Origin of the sequence: Ramlibacter pallidus, assembly GCF_015070875.1 — a bacterium.
In the GTDB taxonomy this organism is placed as follows: Bacteria; Pseudomonadota; Gammaproteobacteria; order Burkholderiales; family Burkholderiaceae_C; genus Ramlibacter; species Ramlibacter pallidus.
Map to the genome: position 1 here is coordinate 84204 of NZ_JADDIV010000003.1, position 19427 is coordinate 103630.

Sequence of the window (19427 nt, forward strand, 5' to 3'; positions counted from 1 at the left end):
CGTGATGCGCCGCATCACGTCTTGGCGTAGGTGAACTTGCGGGTGATCGCCATCAGCCGCAGCTTGTTCTCGACCTTGCCGACACCGGCCACCGTGCTGGCGACCCGCGCGGTGTCCGCCTTTTCGCGGTCGTTCACGACGATGCCGCTCAGCGTGACGCGGCCCTCGTGCGCGTCGACCTGCACGTCGACGTTCTGCGTCGCCTCGTTGGCCTTGAGCGCGGCGCGCACGCGCGCGCTCAGCGCGAGGCCGGCGAGCACGGCACGGGACTGCGGCGTCTCCTGGAACTCCGGCCGGCGCGACGCCTGCAGGATCAGCTCCGTGCACGTGTCGACCGTCATGCGGTCGGTGTTCAGCACCAGGTCGTAGAGCAGGGGATCGCCCCAGGTCACGCCGAACTGCGCGTTCATGCGCGACGCATGCGCCGAATCGCTGCGGCGCAGCTCGCTTTCGGCGGCGTCGCGGTCTTCGGTGCCGAGGTGTTCCATCAGCCATGCGACCCGCGCCTCGAACGGACGCGTCACGCGCACGCGCACCACGTGCTGCACGGGCCGCAGCAGGCAGGTCGCGCCCCAGCCGCGCAGCACCACGTTGCCGCGCTCCGCGTTGGCAAACACTTCCTCCGCGGAGAACAGCGCGACCTGCTGCGTATCGGTGGACATGCGCTCGACGAGTCCGGCCTTGCCTTCGCGCAGGCGGCGGATCAGCGAAGCCGGCACGTGCATGCGCCCGGCGACCGTCTCCGCGACCTCGTTGCGCATCACCTCCAGCCCGCCTTCCTGGGCGAGGCGCAGCGCCACGTCCTTGGCCAGCGAGCCCATTTCCTGGGTGAGTGCGATCACGGGCATGGTGCGGTCCTCAATCGACGGGCTGTTCGGCGGTGAACGCGGGCGGCTTGGGCGGGCGCACCTTGGCGATGAGCCTGGAGATGAGCGGCCAGAACAGCAGCAGCAGGGCCAGGCCCGTGATGGAGCCCACCAGCGGGTTCGCCACCATGATCGACAGTTCGCCCTGCGACAGCAGCATGGCCTGGCGGAAGGCGTCCTCGGCCTTGTCGCCCAGCACCAGGGCCAGCACCAGCGGCGCGAGCGGGTAGTCGAGCTTCTTGAACACGTAGCCCATCACGCCGAACAGCAGCATCAGCCAGATGTCGAACATCGCGTTGTGCACCGTGTAGGCACCCACGGCGCAGATCACGATGATGACCGGCGCGATGATGGAGAACGGGATGCGCAGGATCGAGGCGAACAGCGGCACCGTCGTCAGCACCACGATCAGGCCCACCAGGTTGCCCAGGTACATCGAGGCGATCAGGCCCCAGACGAAATCCTTCTGTTCGACGAACAGCAGCGGGCCGGGTTGCAGGCCCCAGATCAGCAGGCCGCCCAGCAGCACCGCCGCGGTCGGCGAACCCGGGATGCCGAGCGCCAGCATCGGCAGCAGGGCCGCGGTGCCGGCGGCGTGTGCCGCGGTTTCCGGCGCCACGACGCCCTCGATCTGGCCGGTGCCGAACTTCGCGCCGTCCTTGGACATCTTCTTGGCCAGGCCGTAGCTCATGAAGGAGGCCGGGGTGGCGCCGCCGGGCGTGATGCCCATCCACATGCCCACCACGGAGCTGCGCAGCGACGTCATCCAGAACTTCGGCAGTTCCTTCCAGGTCTCGAGCACGACCTTCGGGCTGATCTTGGCCGACTTGCCGGAGAAGGCCAGGCCTTCTTCCATCGACAGCAGGATCTCGCCGATGCCGAACAGGCCGATCACCGCGATCAGGAAGTCGAAGCCGCGCATCAGTTCCTCGAAGCCGAAGGTCAGGCGCAGCTGCCCCGTCACCGTGTCCATGCCGACGGCCGCCAGCGCGAAGCCGATCGCCATCGAGCCGAGGATCTTGAAGGGCGAACCCTTGCCCATGCCGACGAAGCTGCAGAACGTGAGCAGGTACACCGCGAAGAACTCGGGCGGCCCGAACTTCAGCGCGAAGCGCGCGACCAGCGGCGCCAGGAAGGTGATCATCACCACCGCGACGAAGGCGCCGATGAACGACGACGTGAAGGCGGCCGTCAGCGCGGCGCCGGCGCGGCCCTTCTGCGCCATCGGGTAGCCGTCGAAGGTGGTCGCCACCGACCACGGTTCGCCCGGGATGTTGAACAGCACCGAGGTGATGGCGCCGCCGAAGAGGGCGCCCCAGTAGATGCAGGACAGCATGATGATCGCCGAGGTCGGCGACATCGAGAAGGTGAGCGGCAGCAGGATGGCGACGCCGTTGGCGCCGCCGAGTCCCGGCAGCACGCCGATGAGGACGCCGAGCGTGATGCCGACGAACATGAGGAGCAGGTTCATCGGCGTCAGGATCACGCTGAAGCCGTGGAACAGGGCGCTGAGTTCGGTCATGTCGCTTGGATGCTTGGGGGCGGTGGGAGGGCGACCGGCTTCAGTAGCCGAGGAAGTCGAGCGGCTTGAACAAGCCCTTGTACAGGGGGATCTTGAACCACACCTCGAACATGAAGAACAGGAAGACCGACACGGCCAGGCCGGTGGCGATGCTCTTGGCCTTGCCGATCTTGCCGAGGAAGACCATGAAGCCGGCGATGTACACCGCGGCGGCCACGTAGATGCCGAGGAGCTGGATCGCCAGCACGAACACGATGGCCGGAACCAGCACCATCAGCACGCGCTTGATCTGTTCGCCGTCGACGAAGATGTCGTGGTTGCGCTTCTTGCCGAACAGCGCCTGGTACAGCGTGCCCCCGCCCGAGATGCAGAGGATCAGCCCGATGTAGAAGGGGAAGTAGCCGGCGCCCGGGCCGTCGCTCGTCCAGCCCGACCCGAGGTTGCGGCTGCCGAACAGCACGACCAGCCCGAGCAGCACCACCAGCGCCGCGACGGCGGCCTCGACGGCGAAGGTGGGGACGCCGGTGCGCTCCTCGGCGACGGCTTCTTGGGGGGAATCCATGGCGGTTGTCTCCTGCCGTGACACCGGCTTTGTCGCTATGTGGGGGAAGGGGAGCAAGCGGCGCACCGGCCGCGCCTGCGGCCGGTGCGCGCGGGGATCACTTGGCCATGAAGCCGGCTTCCTTCATCAGCTCGCGGTGCTTCTGTTCGGCGGCGCCGAGCCAGGCCTGGAACTTCTCGCCGTCCATGGAGGTCTGGTTGAAGGCGCCCTTCTCCATGTATTCCTTCCACTCGGGCGTGTCGCGAACCTTCTTCAGCAGGCCGTTGTAGTAGTCGGTCTGCTCCTTGGTCACGCCCGCGGGCATGAAGATGCCGCGCAGCATCGTGTACTCGGTCGGCACGCCGGCTTCCTTGCAGGTGGGCACGTCGCCCCACGACTGCGTGTCGGTGACCTTCGCCTTGTAGGGCATGCGGTTGGCGTCGAACACGCACAGCGCGCGCAGCTTGCCGGCGCGCCATTGCGCCACCGCCTCGGCCGGGTTGTTCACGCTGGAGTCGACGTGGCCGCCCACCAGCTGCACGGCCACCTCGCCGCCGCCCTTGAACGGCACGTAGATGAACTTGGTGCCGGTGGCCTTCTCGATGCCGACGGTGAGGATCTGGTCCTCCTGCTTGGAGCCCGTGCCGCCCATCTTCATCTTGCTCGGGCCGGCGGCCTTCACCGCATCGAAGTATTCCTTCGCGGACTTGTACGGCTTCTCGGCGTTGACCCACAGCACGAAGTTGTCCAGCGCCATCATCGACACCGGCGTCATGTCGCGCCAGTTGAAGGGCACGCCGGTCGCCATCGGCGTCGTGAACAGGTTGGAGAGCGTCACCACGATCTTGTGCGGGTCGCCCTTCGCGTTCTTCACGTCCAGGAAGCCCTCGGCACCGGCGCCGCCCGACTTGTTGACCACCACGAGCGGCTGCTTCATGAGGTTGTGCTTGACCACGATGCCCTGGATGAGGCGCGCCATCTGGTCCGCGCCTCCGCCGGTGCCGGCGGGCACCACGAATTCGACGGGCTTCGTGGGCTCCCACGCCGCGTGCGCGGCGGGGGCCGCCAGCATGGCGGCCGAAGCAAGCACGGCCGCCGCGGCGACCGTGAAACGGAACTTGAAGGTGGCTGGGGTCATGGGGTTTGTCTCCTGCGTTGAGTGTCTCGCCCGCGCCATCTGTCCGTGATGACGTTCATCGCAAGACCGCGAGCGCATGGTCCAACCAAGGGGCCCCGAACTCTCTTGACTGCGGTCAATTTTGCGCAATTCAGGAGCCCTTCTAGGGTTTGTCCGGGGTCACGCGGGAAGCGCGTGCAGGCGCAGTTGCGCGCGCTCGCTTTCCATCGTGCGCGCGAGCAGGCGCACGAGCGCGTAGACGGTGGAGATGTGCGGCGTCGGCGTGCGCGTGAGCTGGCCGAGCTCGATCACCGCGCCGACGAGCGCGTCGATCTCCGGCGGCCGTCCCGCTTCGATGTCCTGCAGCATCGAGGTCTTGTGCCGGCCCACCTTCTCGGCGCCGGCGATGCGCTTCTCGAGCGAGACGCGGAACGAAATGCCGAGCCGCCCCGCGACTTCCTGCGCCTCGCGCATCATGTTGGCGGCCAGCTCGCGCGAGAGCGGGAAGCGGCAGATGTCTTCCAGCGTCGAATGCGCGAGCCCGCTGATCGGGTTGAAGGTCAGGTTGCCCCAGAGCTTCAGCCAGGTTTCCGCGCGGATGTCGTCCAGCACCGGCGCCTTGAAACCCGCACGCGTGAAACATTCCGACACGCGCGTCACACGTTCACTGGTCGTTCCATCGAGTTCGCCGAGCGGAAAGCGGTCGCCTTCGATGTGGCGCACCACGCCGGGCGCGACGAGTTCGGACGCGGGGTACACCACGCAGCCGATCACGCGTGCCGGCGGGATCCAGCGCGCGAGGTCGCCTTGCGCGTCCACGCTGCGCACCACCGTACCTTCCAGTGCGCCGCCGTGGCGGTGGAAGTACCAGAAGGGAATGCCGTTCTGCATCGTGACGATGCAGGTGTCCGGACCGTACAGGGCGGGCAGCCGCGGCGCGATGTCCGCGAGCTGGTGCGCCTTCACGGCCAGGACGACCAGGTCCTGCGGACCGGCCGCCGCGTAGTCGTCGGTGCATCGCACGCCGGCGGCATGCTGTTCGCTGCCATCGGCGAGGAGGATCTTCACGCCGCCGGCGCGGATCGCCTCCAGGTTGGCGCCGCGCACGATGAAGGTGACTTCCTCGCCCGACAGCGCCAGCGTCGCACCGACGAGGCCGCCGATGGCGCCGGCCCCGACGATGGCGACCTTCACCGCGTGCTTTCGATCCGCGCCCGGGTGGATTCGACGGCTTCCACCAGGAAGTCGGCGTCGTACACGCGCAGCAGGTGCGGCTGTTCCTTCTCGAGGTAGGCGCGCAGGCCGGCCGCGCCGGTGCCGTACACCGCCGGGTCCCAGCTCCATTCGAGGCCCAGCTCGTCCAGCGCCGCGTGGTAGCTGTGCTGGCCCGTCGCGTTGATCTGTTGCTGCCGCATTGCCGCTCTCCTGGTTCGTCCGATGGGACCAATGTAGAAGGGCCGAACGATTAATGATAGTGAAAGTATTTGATGATTTCCATTCACGATGGCTTATGATCCGGCGCCATGAAGAACGCGACCCTGCGGCAGCTGAAGGTGTTCGAGGCGGTGGCGCGGCACCGCAGCTTCTCGCGTGCCGCCGACGAGCTGTACCTCACGCAGCCCGCGGTGTCGACGCAGGTGCGCAAGCTGGAGGAGCACGCGGGCCTGCCGCTGTTCGAGCAGCTCGGCAAGAAGATCCACCTGACGCCCGCGGGCGCGCAGATGCTGCAGTCCAGCCGCGAGATCATCCAGAAGTTCAAGGAAGCCGAAGAGGCGATGGCCCAGTACAAGGGCGTGTCCGGCGGCCGGCTGAACGTGTCGGTGATCAGCGCGGGCGACTATTTCTTCCCGCGCCTGCTGGTCGACTTCGCGCAGCAGCACGCCGGCGTCACGCTCAACTTCGGCGTGTGCAACCGCGAGGAGCTGCTCGCGCAGCTGCACGAGAACGTGACGGACCTGGCGGTGATGGTGCGGCCGCCGGAAGATGCGGACACCGTGGCGGAGCCGTTCGCGCCGCACCCCTACGTCATCGTCGCCGCGCCGACGCATCCGCTCGCGCGCACGCCGCGCATCCCCGTGTCACGCATCGTGCGCGACCCGTTCGTGGTGCGCGAGAAGGGCTCCGACACGTGGAACTCGATGGCGCAGGCCTTCGGGCCGCAGCTGCCGGCGGTGAACGTCGCGATGGAGATCCGCAGCACGGAAACGATCAAGCAGGCGGTGATCGCCGGCATGGGCGTGAGCTTCCTCTCGGCGCACACCATCAGCCGCGAGCTTCAATCCGGCTCGCTGGTGAAGCTGGACGTGCAGGGCTTCCCGCTGATGCTGAACTGGTACGTGGTGCACCGGCGCGCCAAGCGGCTGCCGCCGGTGGCGCAGGCGTTCAAGGACTTCCTGCTGGCGGAGGGCGCGGACCTGATCGACCAGGCCCTCGGCTTCAAGCCGCCGGCCGCACGTAAGACCGCCAGGCGCCTTCGCTGACCAGGCCGCGCTGGCGCGCATAGTCGCCGGCGCCCATCTTGCCGCCGCCTTCGGGCCGCAGCTTCAGGATCTCGATCAGGCCGCCCTGCGCCCACACCACGATGGCGTTCTCGGTGACGCCGGCGATGTCGCCCGGCTTGTGCCCGCCGGGGACGAAGCGGCCGACCACGTGCTTGCGGCAGTCGTACACGCGCACCTTCACGCCGTCGAGCATCATCCACGCACCCGGCGCCGGGTTGCACGCGCGGATCAGGTTGTAGACCGTGTCGACGTGGCCCGGCCAGTGGATCTCGCACTCGTCGTCGTGCATCCAGCCCTCGTAGGTGGCCTGGCGCTCGTCCTGCACGCGTTCCTCGTGGCGGCCCGCCAGCACCATGTCGGTCGCCTCCAGCAAGGCGGAGACGCCCATGGGGAACAGCTTGTTGAAGTACAGCTCGCCCAGCGTTTCGTCGGGGCCGATGGTGCAGGCCTTCTGCAGCACCACGGGGCCTTCGTCGAGGCCGTCGGTGGGACGGAAGATCGTGACGCCGGTCTCCCGCGCGCCCAGCGCGATCGGCCAGCTGATGGAGGAGGGGCCCCGGTGGCTGGGCAGCAGCGAGGGATGGAACTGGATGGTGCCGTGCTTCGGGATGTTCACGAAGGATTGCGGCGCGAACTGCAGCACGTACGCCATGATGCCGATGTCGGCCTGCAGCGAACGCATGGCGGCCTCGGCCTCCGGGCTGCGCAGGCTGGCGAAGCTGAACACCTGCAGGCCGAGGGCCAGCGCGTCGGCCTTCAGCGCATCCTGCCTGGCGCCGGGCTTGTCCGGCACGCAGAACACGCCGGCAATGGTGTCGCCGCGGGCGATGAAGGCTTCCAGGACGGCCTTGCCGAATTCCTGTTGTCCGATGAAGGCGATGCGGGCGATGATGTTCTCCTTGTGTCGTCTCGTGCGCCTCAGCGCAGGAGGAAGTAGGCCGCGAGGCAGTACAGCACGATGGCGAACACCTTCTTCAGCGGCTGGATGTCCATGCGGTGCGCGGTGCGCGCGCCCAGCGGCGCCAGCAGCATGCTGGCCGCCGAGATCACGACCAGCCCCGGCAGGTACAGGTAGCCCACCGACCCGGCGGGCATCCGCGGCAGGCCCAGGCCGGCGTAGATGTAGCCGAGCGTGCCCGCCAGCGCAATGGGAAAGCCGAGCGCCGCCGACGTGCCGACCGCGTCGTGGATCTTGATGTTGCACCAGGTCATGAACGGCACCGAGACGAACGCGCCGCCCGCGCCGACCAAGGACGACAGCACGCCGATCACGCCGCCGACGCCGAAGGTGGCCGCGGCGCCGGGCAGGGTGCGCGAGGGCTTGGGCTTGCGGTTCAGGAACATCTGCGTCGCCGAGAACGCCACGAAGATGGCGAACAGCACGCCCAGCAGCTTGCCGGGCAGCGCATGCGCGATCTGCGCGCCGAGCACGGAGCCCACGAGGATGCCGGGCGCCAGGACCTTCACCACCGGCCACAGCACCGCGCCGCGCTTCTGGTGCGCGCGGACCGAGGACATCGAGGTGAACACGATGGTCGCCAGCGAAGTCGCCACGGCCATCTTGACAGAGTAGTCCGCCGGGTAGCCCCTGGCTTCCAGGATCATGTTGACGAACGGCACCATGATCATGCCGCCGCCGATACCCAGCAGGCCTGCCAGGAAGCCGGTGCAGGTGCCGATCAGGGCGAGCTGGAGGATCAGGAGCGGGTCGAGAAGGGGCATGCGGGTGCGCGGGAAACCCGGCATTGTCGCAGGCGTGTGCGCTGTCGTTCAGGGCCGTCGCGGCAGGCGGGGTGCGGTGCAGGCCCGCGGCGCGCCGCCCTCCACTTCGCTTACGCTTCACTCCGGGTGCGCTGGAAGGCTGTTCCCGGCGGCGATCCGGCACAACTCACTGCGAGTTTGCCGCGTGCGGCAAACTCTCCGTTCAATCAAAGTGCCGGAAAAATGTGCACAGTCGCAGCTCTCGATACGCGCTACGCGCTCTCGTAGACCTGCTTCGCCGCCGGGAACAGCCTTCCAGCCGACGCCCCTGACTGCGGGCCTGCACCGCACCCCGCCTGCCGCGACGTGGACGCCGTCGTCAGTGCGCCCTGCGCCGCGCGTGCGACGGCGCCTTCCGCTAGCGGCACAAGGATTCCGCGGAATAACATGCAGCGGGATCCCACTTGTGCAAAAGCCGGGCTTTGCCCGGCTTTTGCACACTGACTAGCCACCACCCAGAAAAGTCGCTTGCGACTTTTCTGGGTGAATCGTATTGGTGTCTGTAGTGCCACCGGACCCGCATCCTGAACCGGAGTTCAGGTGGGCGAGGTCAGCTTCGGCGTTGGGATCATCTGACGCGAGACGTTCACGCTCACCGAGCGATGTTCCAAGCCCTTGCTCAAAGAGCATTGGTTCAAGGAAATATAAAGCCCGATACGCACTGCAGACGAGGTCATTCTAGGACGCAAAAACGCCGCGTGGGGCAAAGGCCCGGTGAAGCCATGAAATCCTTCCGGAATTGACAACGCCGGACAAAGCTCAACTGTGCGCGCGGCGGATTTTCCCGGATGGCGCACAGCGCGCAGCGAAGCTGCACATTCGGCGAACCGGCTAGAGCAGGCGCCCGTCTTCGCCCAGCGCCTGGTCCAGGCGCGTCAGGAGCTGCGCGAGGCGCACGTCGTCGGCGAGGTTGCGCATGCCGGTCAGCGTGCCGTCGTCCTTCGCGAAGCCCGCGGCATGCAGCGCCTGCGCCGGCGCGCGGTCGGCGACGTCGAAGGCGAGGTTCAGCGCGGCCAGCACCGCGATGCGGTCGCGGGCCTTCACCTTGCCGGCGTCGCGGATCCTGCACATCGCGGTGTCGACCTTTTCCACCGCTTCGAGCAGGCGCTGTTCGCCGCCTTCCGGGCAACCGAGCAGGTAGCTCTGGCCCATGATCTGGACTTCGAGCTGCTTCATGCGGGGGTGTTGAGGTCGGGAAGGCGTTCGAGCAGGGCGTCGACGCGGGCGCGGGCGGCGGACAGGCGCGACTTGAGGGAGTCGCGTTCCTGCGTGAGCAGATCCACCTGTTCGGCGAGCAGCGCGTTGGTGCGCTGCAGCTCCTCGTAGCGAACGAGCAGGCGCTCGACGCGTTCGACGAGGGGGTCGATCTGGGAGCCACTGGCCATGCGGGAATTGTAGGGTTATGTTTCCAGCCCGGCCTTAGAATCGCGCCGTTGGTGCTCGCGGTGTGGTTCGCATGCCGCAGTTCAACGGGAAGCAGGGCGCCGCCCGTGCACGCGTTCACGCGCTGCCCGCCGGCCAACCTGCGCTGCCCCCGCAACGGTAAGCGGAAGTTGGTGGTGTGCAAACGCTGCCGACGCTTTCATCATCACAGCCACTGGGGCCGCCTGAAACAGCGGTCCTGGGAAGGCGATGGAAGTCCTTCCGCCAGCCCGGATACCGGCCAACGAGGTGGTGCGCGCGCTCCGGCGCGCGCACTTTGTCGCCCATATCGCCGGCGGGGAAGCCGGCGCGGGCCACGTGCTTTTCGGTTCCCTTCCAATGACAACGAACGTGCCATTCCTGCGCGTGCCTGCCGGCCTCCTGGCCGCGGCCGCCGCGCTCGCCTTTCCTTCCGTCCATGCCCAGTCCCAGCCCGCGCCGCAGACGCTGCGCGAGACCCGCGTGCAGGCCACCCGCTTCGCGGAGCCGGCCGAATCGCTGCCGCTCGGCGTGAGCGTGATCACCGCGGAGGAGATCCGCGCGAGCGGCGCCACCAGCGTGAACGAAGCCGTGATGCGCCTGCTGGGCGTGCCCGGGCGGCAGGACCTCTATGGCGGCGGCGAGTATTCGCTGGACCTGCGCGGCTTCGGCACCACCGCCGACAGCAACCAGGTCGTGGTCCTGGACGGCATCCGCATCTCCGAGGCCGACCTGGGCGGGACGCGCCTGGCCGGCATTCCGATCGACTCGGTCGAGAGCATCGAGGTGCTGCGTGGCAGCGGCGCGGTGCTGTACGGGGAGGGCGCCACCGGCGGCGTGATCGTCATCACCACCAAGGCCGGACGCGGACGGCAGCAGGCCAGCGGCGGGTCGCTGTACGGCGCCGTCGGTTCCGACGGCCTGCGCGACCTGCGCGGCAGCGCCACGCTCAACGCGGGCAACGGCTTCCTGCTGGATGCGCATGCGCAGCACCGCGAAAGCGACGGCTTCCGCGACAACCAGCGCTCCGATGCCCAGGCCGGCACGGTGAGCGGCCAGTGGTCCAACGACTGGCTGCGCTTCGGCGCGCGCGTGTCGCAGGACCGGCTGGACGCACGGCTGCCCGGCGCGCTCAGCGCCGCCCAGTACGCGGCCGACCCGACGCAGGCGAGCCGTCCCGACGACAGCGCCACCATCCGCGGTGAACGCGTCTCCGCCTTCGCGCAGGCCGAACTCGGCGCCTGGCAACTGGCCCTCGACGCCAGCCGCCGCGAGAAGGAGCTGCGCAGCGTGAATTCGGGCTTCGCCTACGACTACGACATCGTCTCCGACACCTGGGGCGTGCGCGCCCGCCACGAGGGCACGTTCTCCGGCGCGAAGAACGTGCTGGTGCTGGGTGCCGACATCAGCGAATGGCAACGCGACGTGCTCGGCTTCTTCGGCTCCACCGCCACGCAGCGCTCGCGCGGCTTCTACGCCAAGGACGACGTCACGCTGGCCGGCGGGACCCGCTTCTCGCTGGGCGCGCGCACCGAACGCATCCGCAAGGACAGCACCTCCTCGGGCACCGGCTTCTCCGACCGCCAGCAGGCGTGGGAGCTGGGCGTGAGCCATCCCTTTGGCGCGGGCTGGACGGGCTACGCCCGCGTCGGCCGCAGTTTCCGCCTGGCCAACGTCGACGAGTTCAATTTCACCGCCCCGGGCGTCGCCCTGCGGCCGCAGGTGTCGCGCGACGCGGAGCTGGGCACGCGCTGGTCGTATGCCTCCGGCAAGGTCGAGGCGCGCCTGTACCGGAGCGCGCTCACCGACGAAATCGGCTTCGACCCGGCCGCCGCCGGCGCGCTGTTCGGTGCCAACGTCAACTTCGACCCGACGCGCCGCCAGGGCCTGGAGGTGGACTGGAACCACGCGGTGACGCCGGCGTTCGGCGTGCGCGTGCACGCCGCGCTGCGGCAGGCCACCTTCCGCTCCGGCCCGTACGCCGGCAACGACGTGCCGCTGGTGCCGCGTCGCACCGTCGCGCTGCGCGGCGACTGGGTGCCGGTGGCGGGCCACCGCTTGAGCGGCGGCGTGAACTGGGTATCGTCGCAGCATCCGGACTACGCCAATGCCTGCACGATGCCCTCGTACGCCACCGCCGACGCCCGCTACGCCTGGCAGTTCCACCCGCGCGCCGAGCTGGCCGTGGGCGTGACGAACCTGTTCGACCGCCAGATCTACACGCAGGCCTTCGCCTGCGCCGGGGGGCAGGTCACGTCGATCTACCCGGAAGCCGGGCGCCGCTTCACCGCCTCGCTGCGGGTGCAGTTCTAGCGGATGGACCGGCTCGCCATTCCGCGCGGCCCGCGCCGCATCGTCTGCCTCACCGAGGAGGCGACGGAATGGCTGTACCTGCTGGGCGAGGAGGCGCGCATCGTCGGCATCTCGGGCTACACGGTGCGACCGCGCCGGGCCCGCGAGGAGAAGCCGAAGGTCAGCGCCTTCCTCTCCGCGAAGATCGACAGGATCCTGGACCTGCGGCCGGACTGCGTGTTCGGCTTCTCCGACCTGCAGGCCGACATCGCCGCCGAACTGGTGCGGCGCGGCGTGCAGGTCACCATCTTCAACCAACGCAGCGTGGAGGAGGTCTTCGCCATGCTGTACCAGGTGGCGGCCATGGTCGGGCGCGCCGACGACGGGCTGCGCCTGCTCGAAGGCATGCGCGGGCGCCTGCTGGCGATCGAAGCGGCGGGCCGTGCCCTGCCGCGCCGGCCGCGCGTGTATTTCGAGGAATGGGACGAGCCGCACATCAGCGCCATCCGCTGGGTGTCGGAACTGGTGGGCATCGCCGGCGGCGACGACGTCTTCCCGGAACTGGCGGTGCAGCCGCTCGGCAAGGACCGCATCATCGCGGACAGCCTGGAAGTCGTGCGCCGCGCGCCGGACATCGTGGTCGGGTCCTGGTGCGGCAAGAACTTCCGGCCGGCGAAGGTCGCCGCGCGCGCCGGGTGGCAGGACGTGCCCGCCGTGCGGGACGCGCAGCTGTTCGAGATCAAGTCGGCCGACATCCTGCAGCCGGGGCCCGCGGCGCTCACGGACGGGGTGGAGCAGCTGCATCGGATCGTGATGGCGTGGAGTGCCAGGCATGGGTGATTCGAGGCCGCCGTGCCCCCCTCCCGGCCTCCCCCCGGAGGGGGGAGGAGCACCGTCTTTCTCCCTCTTCCCAAAGGGGGGAGAAGCACTGTCTTTCTCCCTCCCCCTCTGGGGGAGGGCCGGGGTGGGGGCACTCCTGCTCTCCTGCGTCCTCGGCCTCCCTGCGCCCACGCAGGCCGCCCCCATCGACGTCACCGACGACCGCGGCACCACCGTCACGCTCCCGGCGCCGCCGCGGCGCATCGTCACGCTGCTGCCGTCGCTGGGCGAGACCGTCTGCGCGCTGGGCGCGTGCGACCGGCTGGTCGCGGTCGACGACTTCGCCAACTGGCCGCCGGAGGTGGCGCGGCTGCCCCACGTCGGCGGCGTCGACGATGCGCGCATCGAGAGCATCGTCGCGCTGCGGCCGGACCTCGTGCTGCTGTCCTCCACCGCCCGCGCGCTGCCCCGCCTGCAGGCGCTGGGCGTGCCGGTGCTCGGCCTGGACGTGAAGACGCTGGGCGACGTGCAGCGTGTGCTCGGCAAGGTCGGACAAGCCCTCGGCGTCGATCCGGCGCCGGTGTGGCAACGCATCGAAGCCGGCATCGGCGCCGCCGTGGCGAGCGTGCCGCCGCAGGCGCGCGGCCGGCGCGTGTACTTCGAAGTGGGCGGCGGCTATGCCGCCAGCGCCTCCTCGCACATCGGCGAGATCCTGGGACGGCTGGGCGCCGTGAACATCGTCCCCGGTGCGCTCGGCACGGTGCCGCAACTCAACCCCGAGTTCGTCGTGCGCGCCGACCCCGACCTCGTCATCGTCGGCAGCCACAGCGCCGCCTCGCTCGCGGGCCGGCCCGGCTGGTCGAAGCTGGGGGCGTTGCGCACCGGCGCGGTCTGCGTCATGCCGCCGCAGGACAGCGACGTGGTGATGCGACCCGGCCCGCGCTCGGCCGAAGCGGCGGCCATCCTGGCGCGCTGCCTCGCCACCCCCGTAAAGGCGCAGCGCTGATGGAGGCCCGCCGCCTGCCTGCCGGCCTCGGCCTGCTGCTGCTGGCCGCCACCGGACTGCTGGCGTTCGGCGGGCTCGCCGTCGGCAGCCTCGGCTGGGAACTGCCCTGGGGCACGGACGCCGTGCCCGCGCCGGTGCTGTGGGACATCCGCCTGCCGCGCACGCTGGGCGCCTGGCTGGCCGGTGCGTTGCTGGGACTGGCGGGCGCCGTGGCGCAGGGCCTGTTCCGCAATCCGCTCGCGGATCCCTACCTGCTGGGGAGCGCGACCGGCGCGGCCTTCGGGGTCGCGCTGCTGCTGGTGCTGGTGGGCACCGTGCCCGCCGCCGCCTCCTGGACGACGCAGCTCGGGCTGACGGGCGCCGGGTTCGTCGGCGCCGTCGCGGCGGTGCTGCTCACGCTGGGCCTCGCGCGCGGCGTGCAGCACACGCTGCGCCTGCTGCTGGCCGGCGTGATCGTCGGGATGCTGTTCGGCGCCTTCGCGGCGCTGGTGATGTTCTGGGTGCCCGACATCCTACGGGCCATGCAGGCCTTCATGCTGGGGACCACCGGCTTCGTCGGCTGGTCGGGCGCGGGCCTGCTGGCGCTGGCGCTGGCCGTGTGCCTGGCGCTGGCGATCGCGACGGCGCCCGCGCTCGACGCGCTGACGCTCGGCGAGAGCACGGCGGCCAGCCTGGGCGTGCCGCTCGCACGGGTGCGCCTGCTGCTGGTGACGGCGATGGCGCTGGCCACCGGCGCGGCGGTCGCGCAGGTGGGCCTGGTCGCCTTCATCGGCCTGATCGCGCCGCATGCCGTCCGTGCGGCGGTCCAGCCGACGCACCGGTGGTTGCTGCCGCTGTCGGCGCTGGCCGGCGGCGTGCTGCTGCTGGCCGCGGACGTGCTCGCGCGCGGGCTGCTGGCGCCGCGCGAGGTGCCCGTCGGCGTGCTCACCGCCGTGCTGGGCGGAAGCTACCTGCTCTGGCTGATGCACCGGAGGCCACTGTGAACGCGCCCGCGCTGCAGGCGCGCGGCCTGCACGCCAGCCTCGGTGGGAAACCGGTGCTGCATGGCATCGACCTGGCGATCGCGCAAGGCCGCTGGACCTCCGTCGTGGGGCCCAACGGCGCCGGCAAGACCACGCTGCTGAAGGCGCTCGCGCAGCTGTTGCCGGCGCGGGGCGAGGTGCAGCTGTTCGGGCGCGCCATGGCGGCGTGGCCGCGCCGCGAGCGCGCGCGGCAGCTCGCCTGGCTCGGGCAGAACGAGGGTGCGCCGCCGGACCTGCGCGCGCGCGACGTCGTCCTGCTCGGGCGCCTGCCGCACCAGGACTGGATGGGCGCGGCGTCGCCGGAGGACGACGCGCAGGTGCGCGAGGCCATGCAGGAGACGCAGTGCTGGGACTGGCGCGACCGGCCGCTGGGCAGCCTCTCGGGCGGCGAGCGCCAGCGCGTGCTGCTCGCCCGGGCGCTCGCCGTGCGTGCGCCGCTGCTGCTGATGGACGAGCCCCTGGGCAACCTGGACCTGCCGCACCAGGCCGACTGGCTGGCGCTGGTGCGCCGCCATGTCGCGCGCGGCGGGACCGCGGTCACCGTGCTGCACGAAGTCGGCATCGCGCTGCATGCCGACGACCTGGTGCTGCTGGCGCAGGGGCGCGTCGCGCACCACGGCCCCTGCGACGATCCGGCCACGCACCGCGCCATCGAACGGGTCTTCGACCGGCGCGTGGCCGTGCATGCGGTGGCCGGCCAATGGGCGGTGCTGCCGAGGAGCGGCGATGCCGGCTGAACGCCCGCCCGCGCGCTGCATCATGGTGCTGGGCACGAGCAGCGGCGCGGGCAAGAGCTGGCTCGCCACCGCCCTGTGCCGCTGGTACGCGCGCCAGGGCCTGAGCGTGGCGCCGTTCAAGGCGCAGAACATGAGCAACAACGCGCGCGTGGTGTCCGACGGCTTGGGCGGCGTGGGCGAGATCGGCAGCGCGCAGTACTTCCAGGCGCTGGCCGCCGGCGTGGAGCCGGAGGTGCGCATGAACCCCGTGCTGCTCAAGCCCGAAGCCGACACGCACAGCCAGGTCGTGGTGCTGGGGCAGGTCGACGCCGCGCTCACCGCCATGCCCTGGCGCGAACGCGGGGCGCAACTGTGGCCGATCGCCCGCGATGCGCTGGACGACCTCCGTGCGCGCCACGACGTGGTGGTGATCGAAGGCGCCGGCTCGCCCGCGGAGATCAACCTGCAGGACTGCGACTTCGTGAACCTGCGCGTGGCGGAGCATGCGCAGGCGCGCTGCCTGCTGGTGACCGACATCGACCGCGGCGGCGCCTTCGCGCACCTGTACGGGACCTGGGCGCTGGTCCCGCAGGCGCAGCGCGCGCTGCTGCACGGCTTCGTCCTGAACCGCTTCCGCGGCGATGCGGCCCTGCTGGCGCCCGGCCCGCAACAACTGGAGCGCCTGACCGGCGTGCCCGTGGTCGGCACGATCCCGATGGTGCGCCACCACGGGCTGCCCGAGGAGGACGGCGTGTTCGACGCGCAGGCCGGCACCGGCGAGGTGCAACTGACCATCGCCGTGGTCGCCTATCCGCGCATCAGCAACCTCGACGAGTTCCAGCCGCTGGCCAACATCCCGGGCGTGCGCCTGCTGTGGGCGCGCAGTCCCGCGCAGCTCGCCGGGGCGGACTGGGTGGTCCTGCCCGGGTCCAAGCACACGATCGCCGACCTGGCCTGGCTGCGCGCGCAGGGGCTGGACCGCGCGGTCGCCGCCCACGCGGCCGCCGGCCAGCGCGTGCTGGGCATCTGCGGCGGGCTGCAGATGCTGGGCGAGGCGCTGATCGACCCGGACCACATCGACGGCAACGCACCCGGCCTCGGCCTGTTGCCGCTCGTCACGCAGTTCGCGGCGCGCAAGACCTTGCGGCGCACGGCGCTGCGCTTCGAGCCGCTCGCGGCGCCGTGGGAGGCGCTCTCCGGCCGGGCCTTCGAGGGCTACGAGATCCACACGGGGCACACCGTGCAGCACGTCGGCATGGGGCCGGCGCGGCCCGCGCTGGCCGGCGGGCTCGGCTGGCAGGACGCGAAGGGCAACGTGCTCGGGCTGTACCTGCACGGCCTGTTCGAGCAGCCGGCGGTACTGCAGGCCCTGTTCGGCGCCCGCGTGCCCACGCTGGCGACCGTGTTCGACGGCCTCGCCGACGTCGTCGAAGAGCACTTCGAAACAGGTGTACTGCCCGGGCTGCTCCAGTGCTGAAGGCCTAGGGTAAACGCCGCCGCCGGGCGGCTGCCCAAGCCGAAAGTTGCACGCCATACTAGGCCAGCCGTGGCATGGGGCCGCGGCACGTCTGGGGGGCGTTGCCATGTACAAGAAGATCCTGCTGGCTTACGACGGCTCCGACGCGGGCCAGAAGGCCTTGCTCGATTGCCGTGACATCGCGAACTGGAGCCAGTCCGAACTGCACCTGGTGGCCGTGATGCCTTCGGCCATGAGCTTCGTGGGCCTGGAGGGCGGCGTCTACGACGTGGAGCTCGAGGAGCGCGAGAAGCGCAAGTACCGCGGCGTGCTCGACGACGGCCTGCGGCGCCTGGCCGAATGCGGCTTCAGCGCGCGCGGCGAAGTCGTCACGGGCGAGGCGATCGACGAGATCGTCAAGTACGCCAAGAGGATCTCGGCCGACCTCATCGTCGTGGGCCACAAGCACCTGGACAGCTGGGCGGCGCGCTGGTGGCGCGGCTCCATCTCCGGCGCGCTGATCGAGCACGCGCCGTGCAGCGTGCTGGTCGTCATCACGCAGTGACCGCGGCATGAGCCTGCCGGCCCGGCTGCTGCGCGCCGCCTCGGCGCTGCTCCTCGCGCTGTCGCTCGTCGCCTGCGCGGCGGTCGCGCCCGCACCGCCGCCGCCGCGGCTGGTGGTGCTGCTCGTGGTCGACGGCCTGCCGCAGCGGCAGGTGACCGCGTACCGCGACCAGCTGGCGCCGGACGGCCTGGCGCGCTTCCTCGATCGCGGCACCTGGTTCGCCGAGGCCCACCACGGCCAGGCCTTCACGGTGACGGCCGCGGGGCACGCGACGCTGCTGACCGGCGCGCATCCGCGCCGCACCGGCATCATCGGCAACGAGTGGCGCGACGTCGCCACGGGCGAGCCGGTGTACTGCACCGGCGACCCGATGGAGACGTACATCGGCCACCCGACCGGCCCGATGGACGGCACCAGCCCGCGCAACCTGAAGGTGGAGTCGCTGGGCGACGTGCTGCGCCAGCGCGATGCGCGGTCGAAGGTGATCGCCGTGTCGGGCAAGGACCGCGGGGCGATCCTGCCGGCCGGCCACGCGGGCACCGCCTACATGTACATGGCCGGCAGCGGGCAGTTCGCCTCCACCACCTACTACATGCGGCAGCACCCGTCCTGGGTGGATGCCTTCAACGCCGCGAAGCCGGCCGACCGCTTCTTCAAGGCGGAGTGGAGGCCGCTGCTGCCCGAAGCCGCCTATGCGCGCTCTCTGCCGGATGGCCAGCCGTGGTTCGGGACGGGCGGCGGCAAGCTGCCCATGACGATGGGCGCCGCCGAGGCCGCACCCACGCCGGCTTTCTACGGTGCGCTGCTGCGCAGCCCGTTCGCCGACGCCCTGACGCTGGACTTCGCCCGCGCCGCCGTCGCCGGCGAGCAGCTGGGCGCCGACGACGCGCCGGACATCCTGGCGGTCAGCCTCTCCGGCCACGACTACGTCAACCACCGCTGGAGCGCCGAGTCGCGCCTGTCGCACGACCACCTGCTGCACCTCGACCGCATGCTGCAGGCCTTCTTCGCCGATCTCGATCGCGCGGTGGGGCGCGACAACTACGTCGCCGTCCTCACGGCGGACCACGGCTTCATGCCTGCGCCAGAACACAGCCAGGCCCAGGGACGCAGCGCCGGGCGCCTCTCCACGACGCAGGTGGTGGCGGCGGTGAACACCGCGCTGGAGCAGCGCTTCGGCGTGCAGAAACTCGTGGCCTTTGCTTCCGCCTCGGCGCTCGTGCTCGATCGCAAGCTGGTGGCCGAGCGGCGGCTCGAACCGGAAGGTGTCGCCCGCGCCGCGCGGGACGCCCTCCTGGCGCAACCCGCCTTCGCCGCCGCCTACACCCGCGGCGAACTCGCCGGCGGCAGCCCCGGCGCGCGCCTGGCCCCGCACTTCGAGCAGATGCGCCGCAGCTGGCACCCGGAGGTCTCGGGCGACGTGCAGTACGCCCTGAAGCCGCACTGGATGTTCGGCTCCAGCACCTCCATCGCGACGCACGGGTCGCCGCACGAATACGACTCGCACGTGCCGGTGATGTTGTGGGGGCCGCGCTGGATGCGACCTGCGGCGCTCTCCACCCGCGTCGAAGTGGCCGACATCGCGCCGACGCTGGCGCGCCTGTTGGGCGTGCCGGCGCCGGCAGCCAGCGAAGGCCGGCCCTTGCCGCTCGCGGCGCCCTGAAGCGGTGCGCAGGAGCGACTCCGCGCTCCGCCCCTTCACGGTTCCTTCACATCGGGCACATCCCCGCGACACCCGCCGGTGGCACCCTTGCGGTGCTGCCGGGCACTACGGAAACCCGCCTACACTCGGTCGCGCCGCGTACTGTCGGCCTGTCGAGCCACCCGCAGGCACCCTCGGCG

The 19427-nt window shown here is 70.5% G+C and carries 19 protein-coding genes and 1 riboswitch; of the genes, 9 read left to right on the plus strand and 10 right to left on the minus strand.

Annotated elements, in window-relative coordinates:
- Positions 1-14: 14 nt before the first annotated feature.
- From IM787_RS09515 to IM787_RS09540, 6 genes are all read right to left on the minus strand, one after another.
- Entirely contained in the window at positions 15-848 is an 834-nt protein-coding gene (locus IM787_RS09515) for a cytidylate kinase family protein (protein WP_193676440.1), read from the minus strand.
- Between the two features lie 10 nt (positions 849-858).
- Positions 859-2388 (minus strand): tripartite tricarboxylate transporter permease, encoded by a 1530-nt coding sequence (locus tag IM787_RS09520; protein WP_193676441.1) that lies wholly within the window; start codon positions 2386-2388, stop codon positions 859-861.
- A 40-nt stretch (positions 2389-2428) separates the two neighbouring features.
- Positions 2429-2950: a tripartite tricarboxylate transporter TctB family protein gene (locus tag IM787_RS09525; protein WP_193676442.1), complete on the minus strand. Its 522-nt coding sequence runs from the start codon at positions 2948-2950 to the stop codon at positions 2429-2431.
- 97 nt (positions 2951-3047) lie between these two features.
- Complete coding sequence (locus IM787_RS09530) at positions 3048-4001, minus strand: Bug family tripartite tricarboxylate transporter substrate binding protein (protein WP_435531155.1); 954 nt, start codon at positions 3999-4001, stop codon at positions 3048-3050.
- 225 nt (positions 4002-4226) lie between these two features.
- Positions 4227-5240, minus strand: coding sequence for a 2-dehydropantoate 2-reductase (locus IM787_RS09535; protein ID WP_193676444.1), 1014 nt, complete (start codon positions 5238-5240; stop codon positions 4227-4229).
- The gene (locus IM787_RS09540; protein ID WP_193676445.1) at positions 5237-5461 is read right to left on the minus strand and encodes an HAD family hydrolase; all 225 of its coding nucleotides are present in this window, start codon (positions 5459-5461) and stop codon (positions 5237-5239) included. The genes IM787_RS09535 and IM787_RS09540 overlap by 4 nt, the downstream gene beginning before the upstream one ends.
- 108 nt (positions 5462-5569) lie before the next feature.
- Here IM787_RS09540 and IM787_RS09545 point away from each other — a divergent pair, with 108 nt between their 5' ends.
- Positions 5570-6526 carry a LysR family transcriptional regulator gene (locus IM787_RS09545; RefSeq protein WP_193676446.1) on the plus strand — a complete coding sequence of 319 codons (957 nt, stop codon included), beginning with the start codon at positions 5570-5572 and terminating at the stop codon, positions 6524-6526.
- Here the strand turns inward: IM787_RS09545 and IM787_RS09550 are convergent.
- The 4 genes from IM787_RS09550 to IM787_RS09565 all read right to left on the minus strand — a co-directional run bounded on the left by IM787_RS09550 (position 6483) and on the right by IM787_RS09565 (position 9693).
- On the minus strand, positions 6483-7469 hold the full coding sequence (locus IM787_RS09550) for a methionyl-tRNA formyltransferase (RefSeq protein WP_227494300.1): 987 nt from the start codon (positions 7467-7469) through the stop codon (positions 6483-6485). The genes IM787_RS09545 and IM787_RS09550 overlap by 44 nt on opposite strands.
- Positions 7466-8269 carry a sulfite exporter TauE/SafE family protein gene (locus tag IM787_RS09555; protein WP_193676447.1) on the minus strand — a complete coding sequence of 268 codons (804 nt, stop codon included), beginning with the start codon at positions 8267-8269 and terminating at the stop codon, positions 7466-7468. Before IM787_RS09555 ends, IM787_RS09550 begins: the two co-directional genes overlap by 4 nt.
- 870 nt (positions 8270-9139) lie before the next feature.
- Positions 9140-9484 carry a cell division protein ZapA gene (locus IM787_RS09560; protein WP_193676448.1) on the minus strand — a complete coding sequence of 115 codons (345 nt, stop codon included), beginning with the start codon at positions 9482-9484 and terminating at the stop codon, positions 9140-9142.
- The gene (locus IM787_RS09565) at positions 9481-9693 is read right to left on the minus strand and encodes a cell division protein ZapB (RefSeq protein ID WP_193676449.1); all 213 of its coding nucleotides are present in this window, start codon (positions 9691-9693) and stop codon (positions 9481-9483) included. The genes IM787_RS09560 and IM787_RS09565 overlap by 4 nt, the downstream gene beginning before the upstream one ends.
- A 32-nt stretch (positions 9694-9725) precedes the next feature.
- Positions 9726-9990, plus strand: a riboswitch (cobalamin riboswitch).
- Between the two features lie 91 nt (positions 9991-10081).
- Between IM787_RS09565 and IM787_RS09570 the strand changes: the two genes are divergently transcribed.
- The 8 genes from IM787_RS09570 to IM787_RS09605 all read left to right on the plus strand — a co-directional run bounded on the left by IM787_RS09570 (position 10082) and on the right by IM787_RS09605 (position 19248).
- A complete protein-coding gene (locus tag IM787_RS09570; RefSeq protein ID WP_354004386.1) occupies positions 10082-12022 on the plus strand; it encodes a TonB-dependent receptor in 1941 nt (646 codons plus the stop codon).
- A gap of 3 nt (positions 12023-12025) precedes the next feature.
- Positions 12026-12841 carry an ABC transporter substrate-binding protein gene (locus tag IM787_RS09575; protein ID WP_193676451.1) on the plus strand — a complete coding sequence of 272 codons (816 nt, stop codon included), beginning with the start codon at positions 12026-12028 and terminating at the stop codon, positions 12839-12841.
- A gap of 124 nt (positions 12842-12965) precedes the next feature.
- Positions 12966-13826: an ABC transporter substrate-binding protein gene (locus IM787_RS09580; RefSeq protein WP_354004387.1), complete on the plus strand. Its 861-nt coding sequence runs from the start codon at positions 12966-12968 to the stop codon at positions 13824-13826.
- Complete coding sequence (locus tag IM787_RS09585; RefSeq protein WP_193676453.1) at positions 13826-14809, plus strand: FecCD family ABC transporter permease; 984 nt, start codon at positions 13826-13828, stop codon at positions 14807-14809. Before IM787_RS09580 ends, IM787_RS09585 begins: the two co-directional genes overlap by 1 nt.
- The gene (locus tag IM787_RS09590) at positions 14806-15585 is read left to right on the plus strand and encodes an ABC transporter ATP-binding protein (RefSeq protein ID WP_193676454.1); all 780 of its coding nucleotides are present in this window, start codon (positions 14806-14808) and stop codon (positions 15583-15585) included. The genes IM787_RS09585 and IM787_RS09590 overlap by 4 nt, the downstream gene beginning before the upstream one ends.
- The gene (locus IM787_RS09595) at positions 15575-17041 is read left to right on the plus strand and encodes a cobyric acid synthase (RefSeq protein ID WP_227494252.1); all 1467 of its coding nucleotides are present in this window, start codon (positions 15575-15577) and stop codon (positions 17039-17041) included. Before IM787_RS09590 ends, IM787_RS09595 begins: the two co-directional genes overlap by 11 nt.
- Positions 17042-17147: 106 nt before the next feature.
- Entirely contained in the window at positions 17148-17585 is a 438-nt protein-coding gene (locus IM787_RS09600) for a universal stress protein (protein ID WP_193676455.1), read from the plus strand.
- Between the two features lie 7 nt (positions 17586-17592).
- Complete coding sequence (locus IM787_RS09605; RefSeq protein WP_193676456.1) at positions 17593-19248, plus strand: alkaline phosphatase family protein; 1656 nt, start codon at positions 17593-17595, stop codon at positions 19246-19248.
- Positions 19249-19427: the final 179 nt, after the last annotated feature.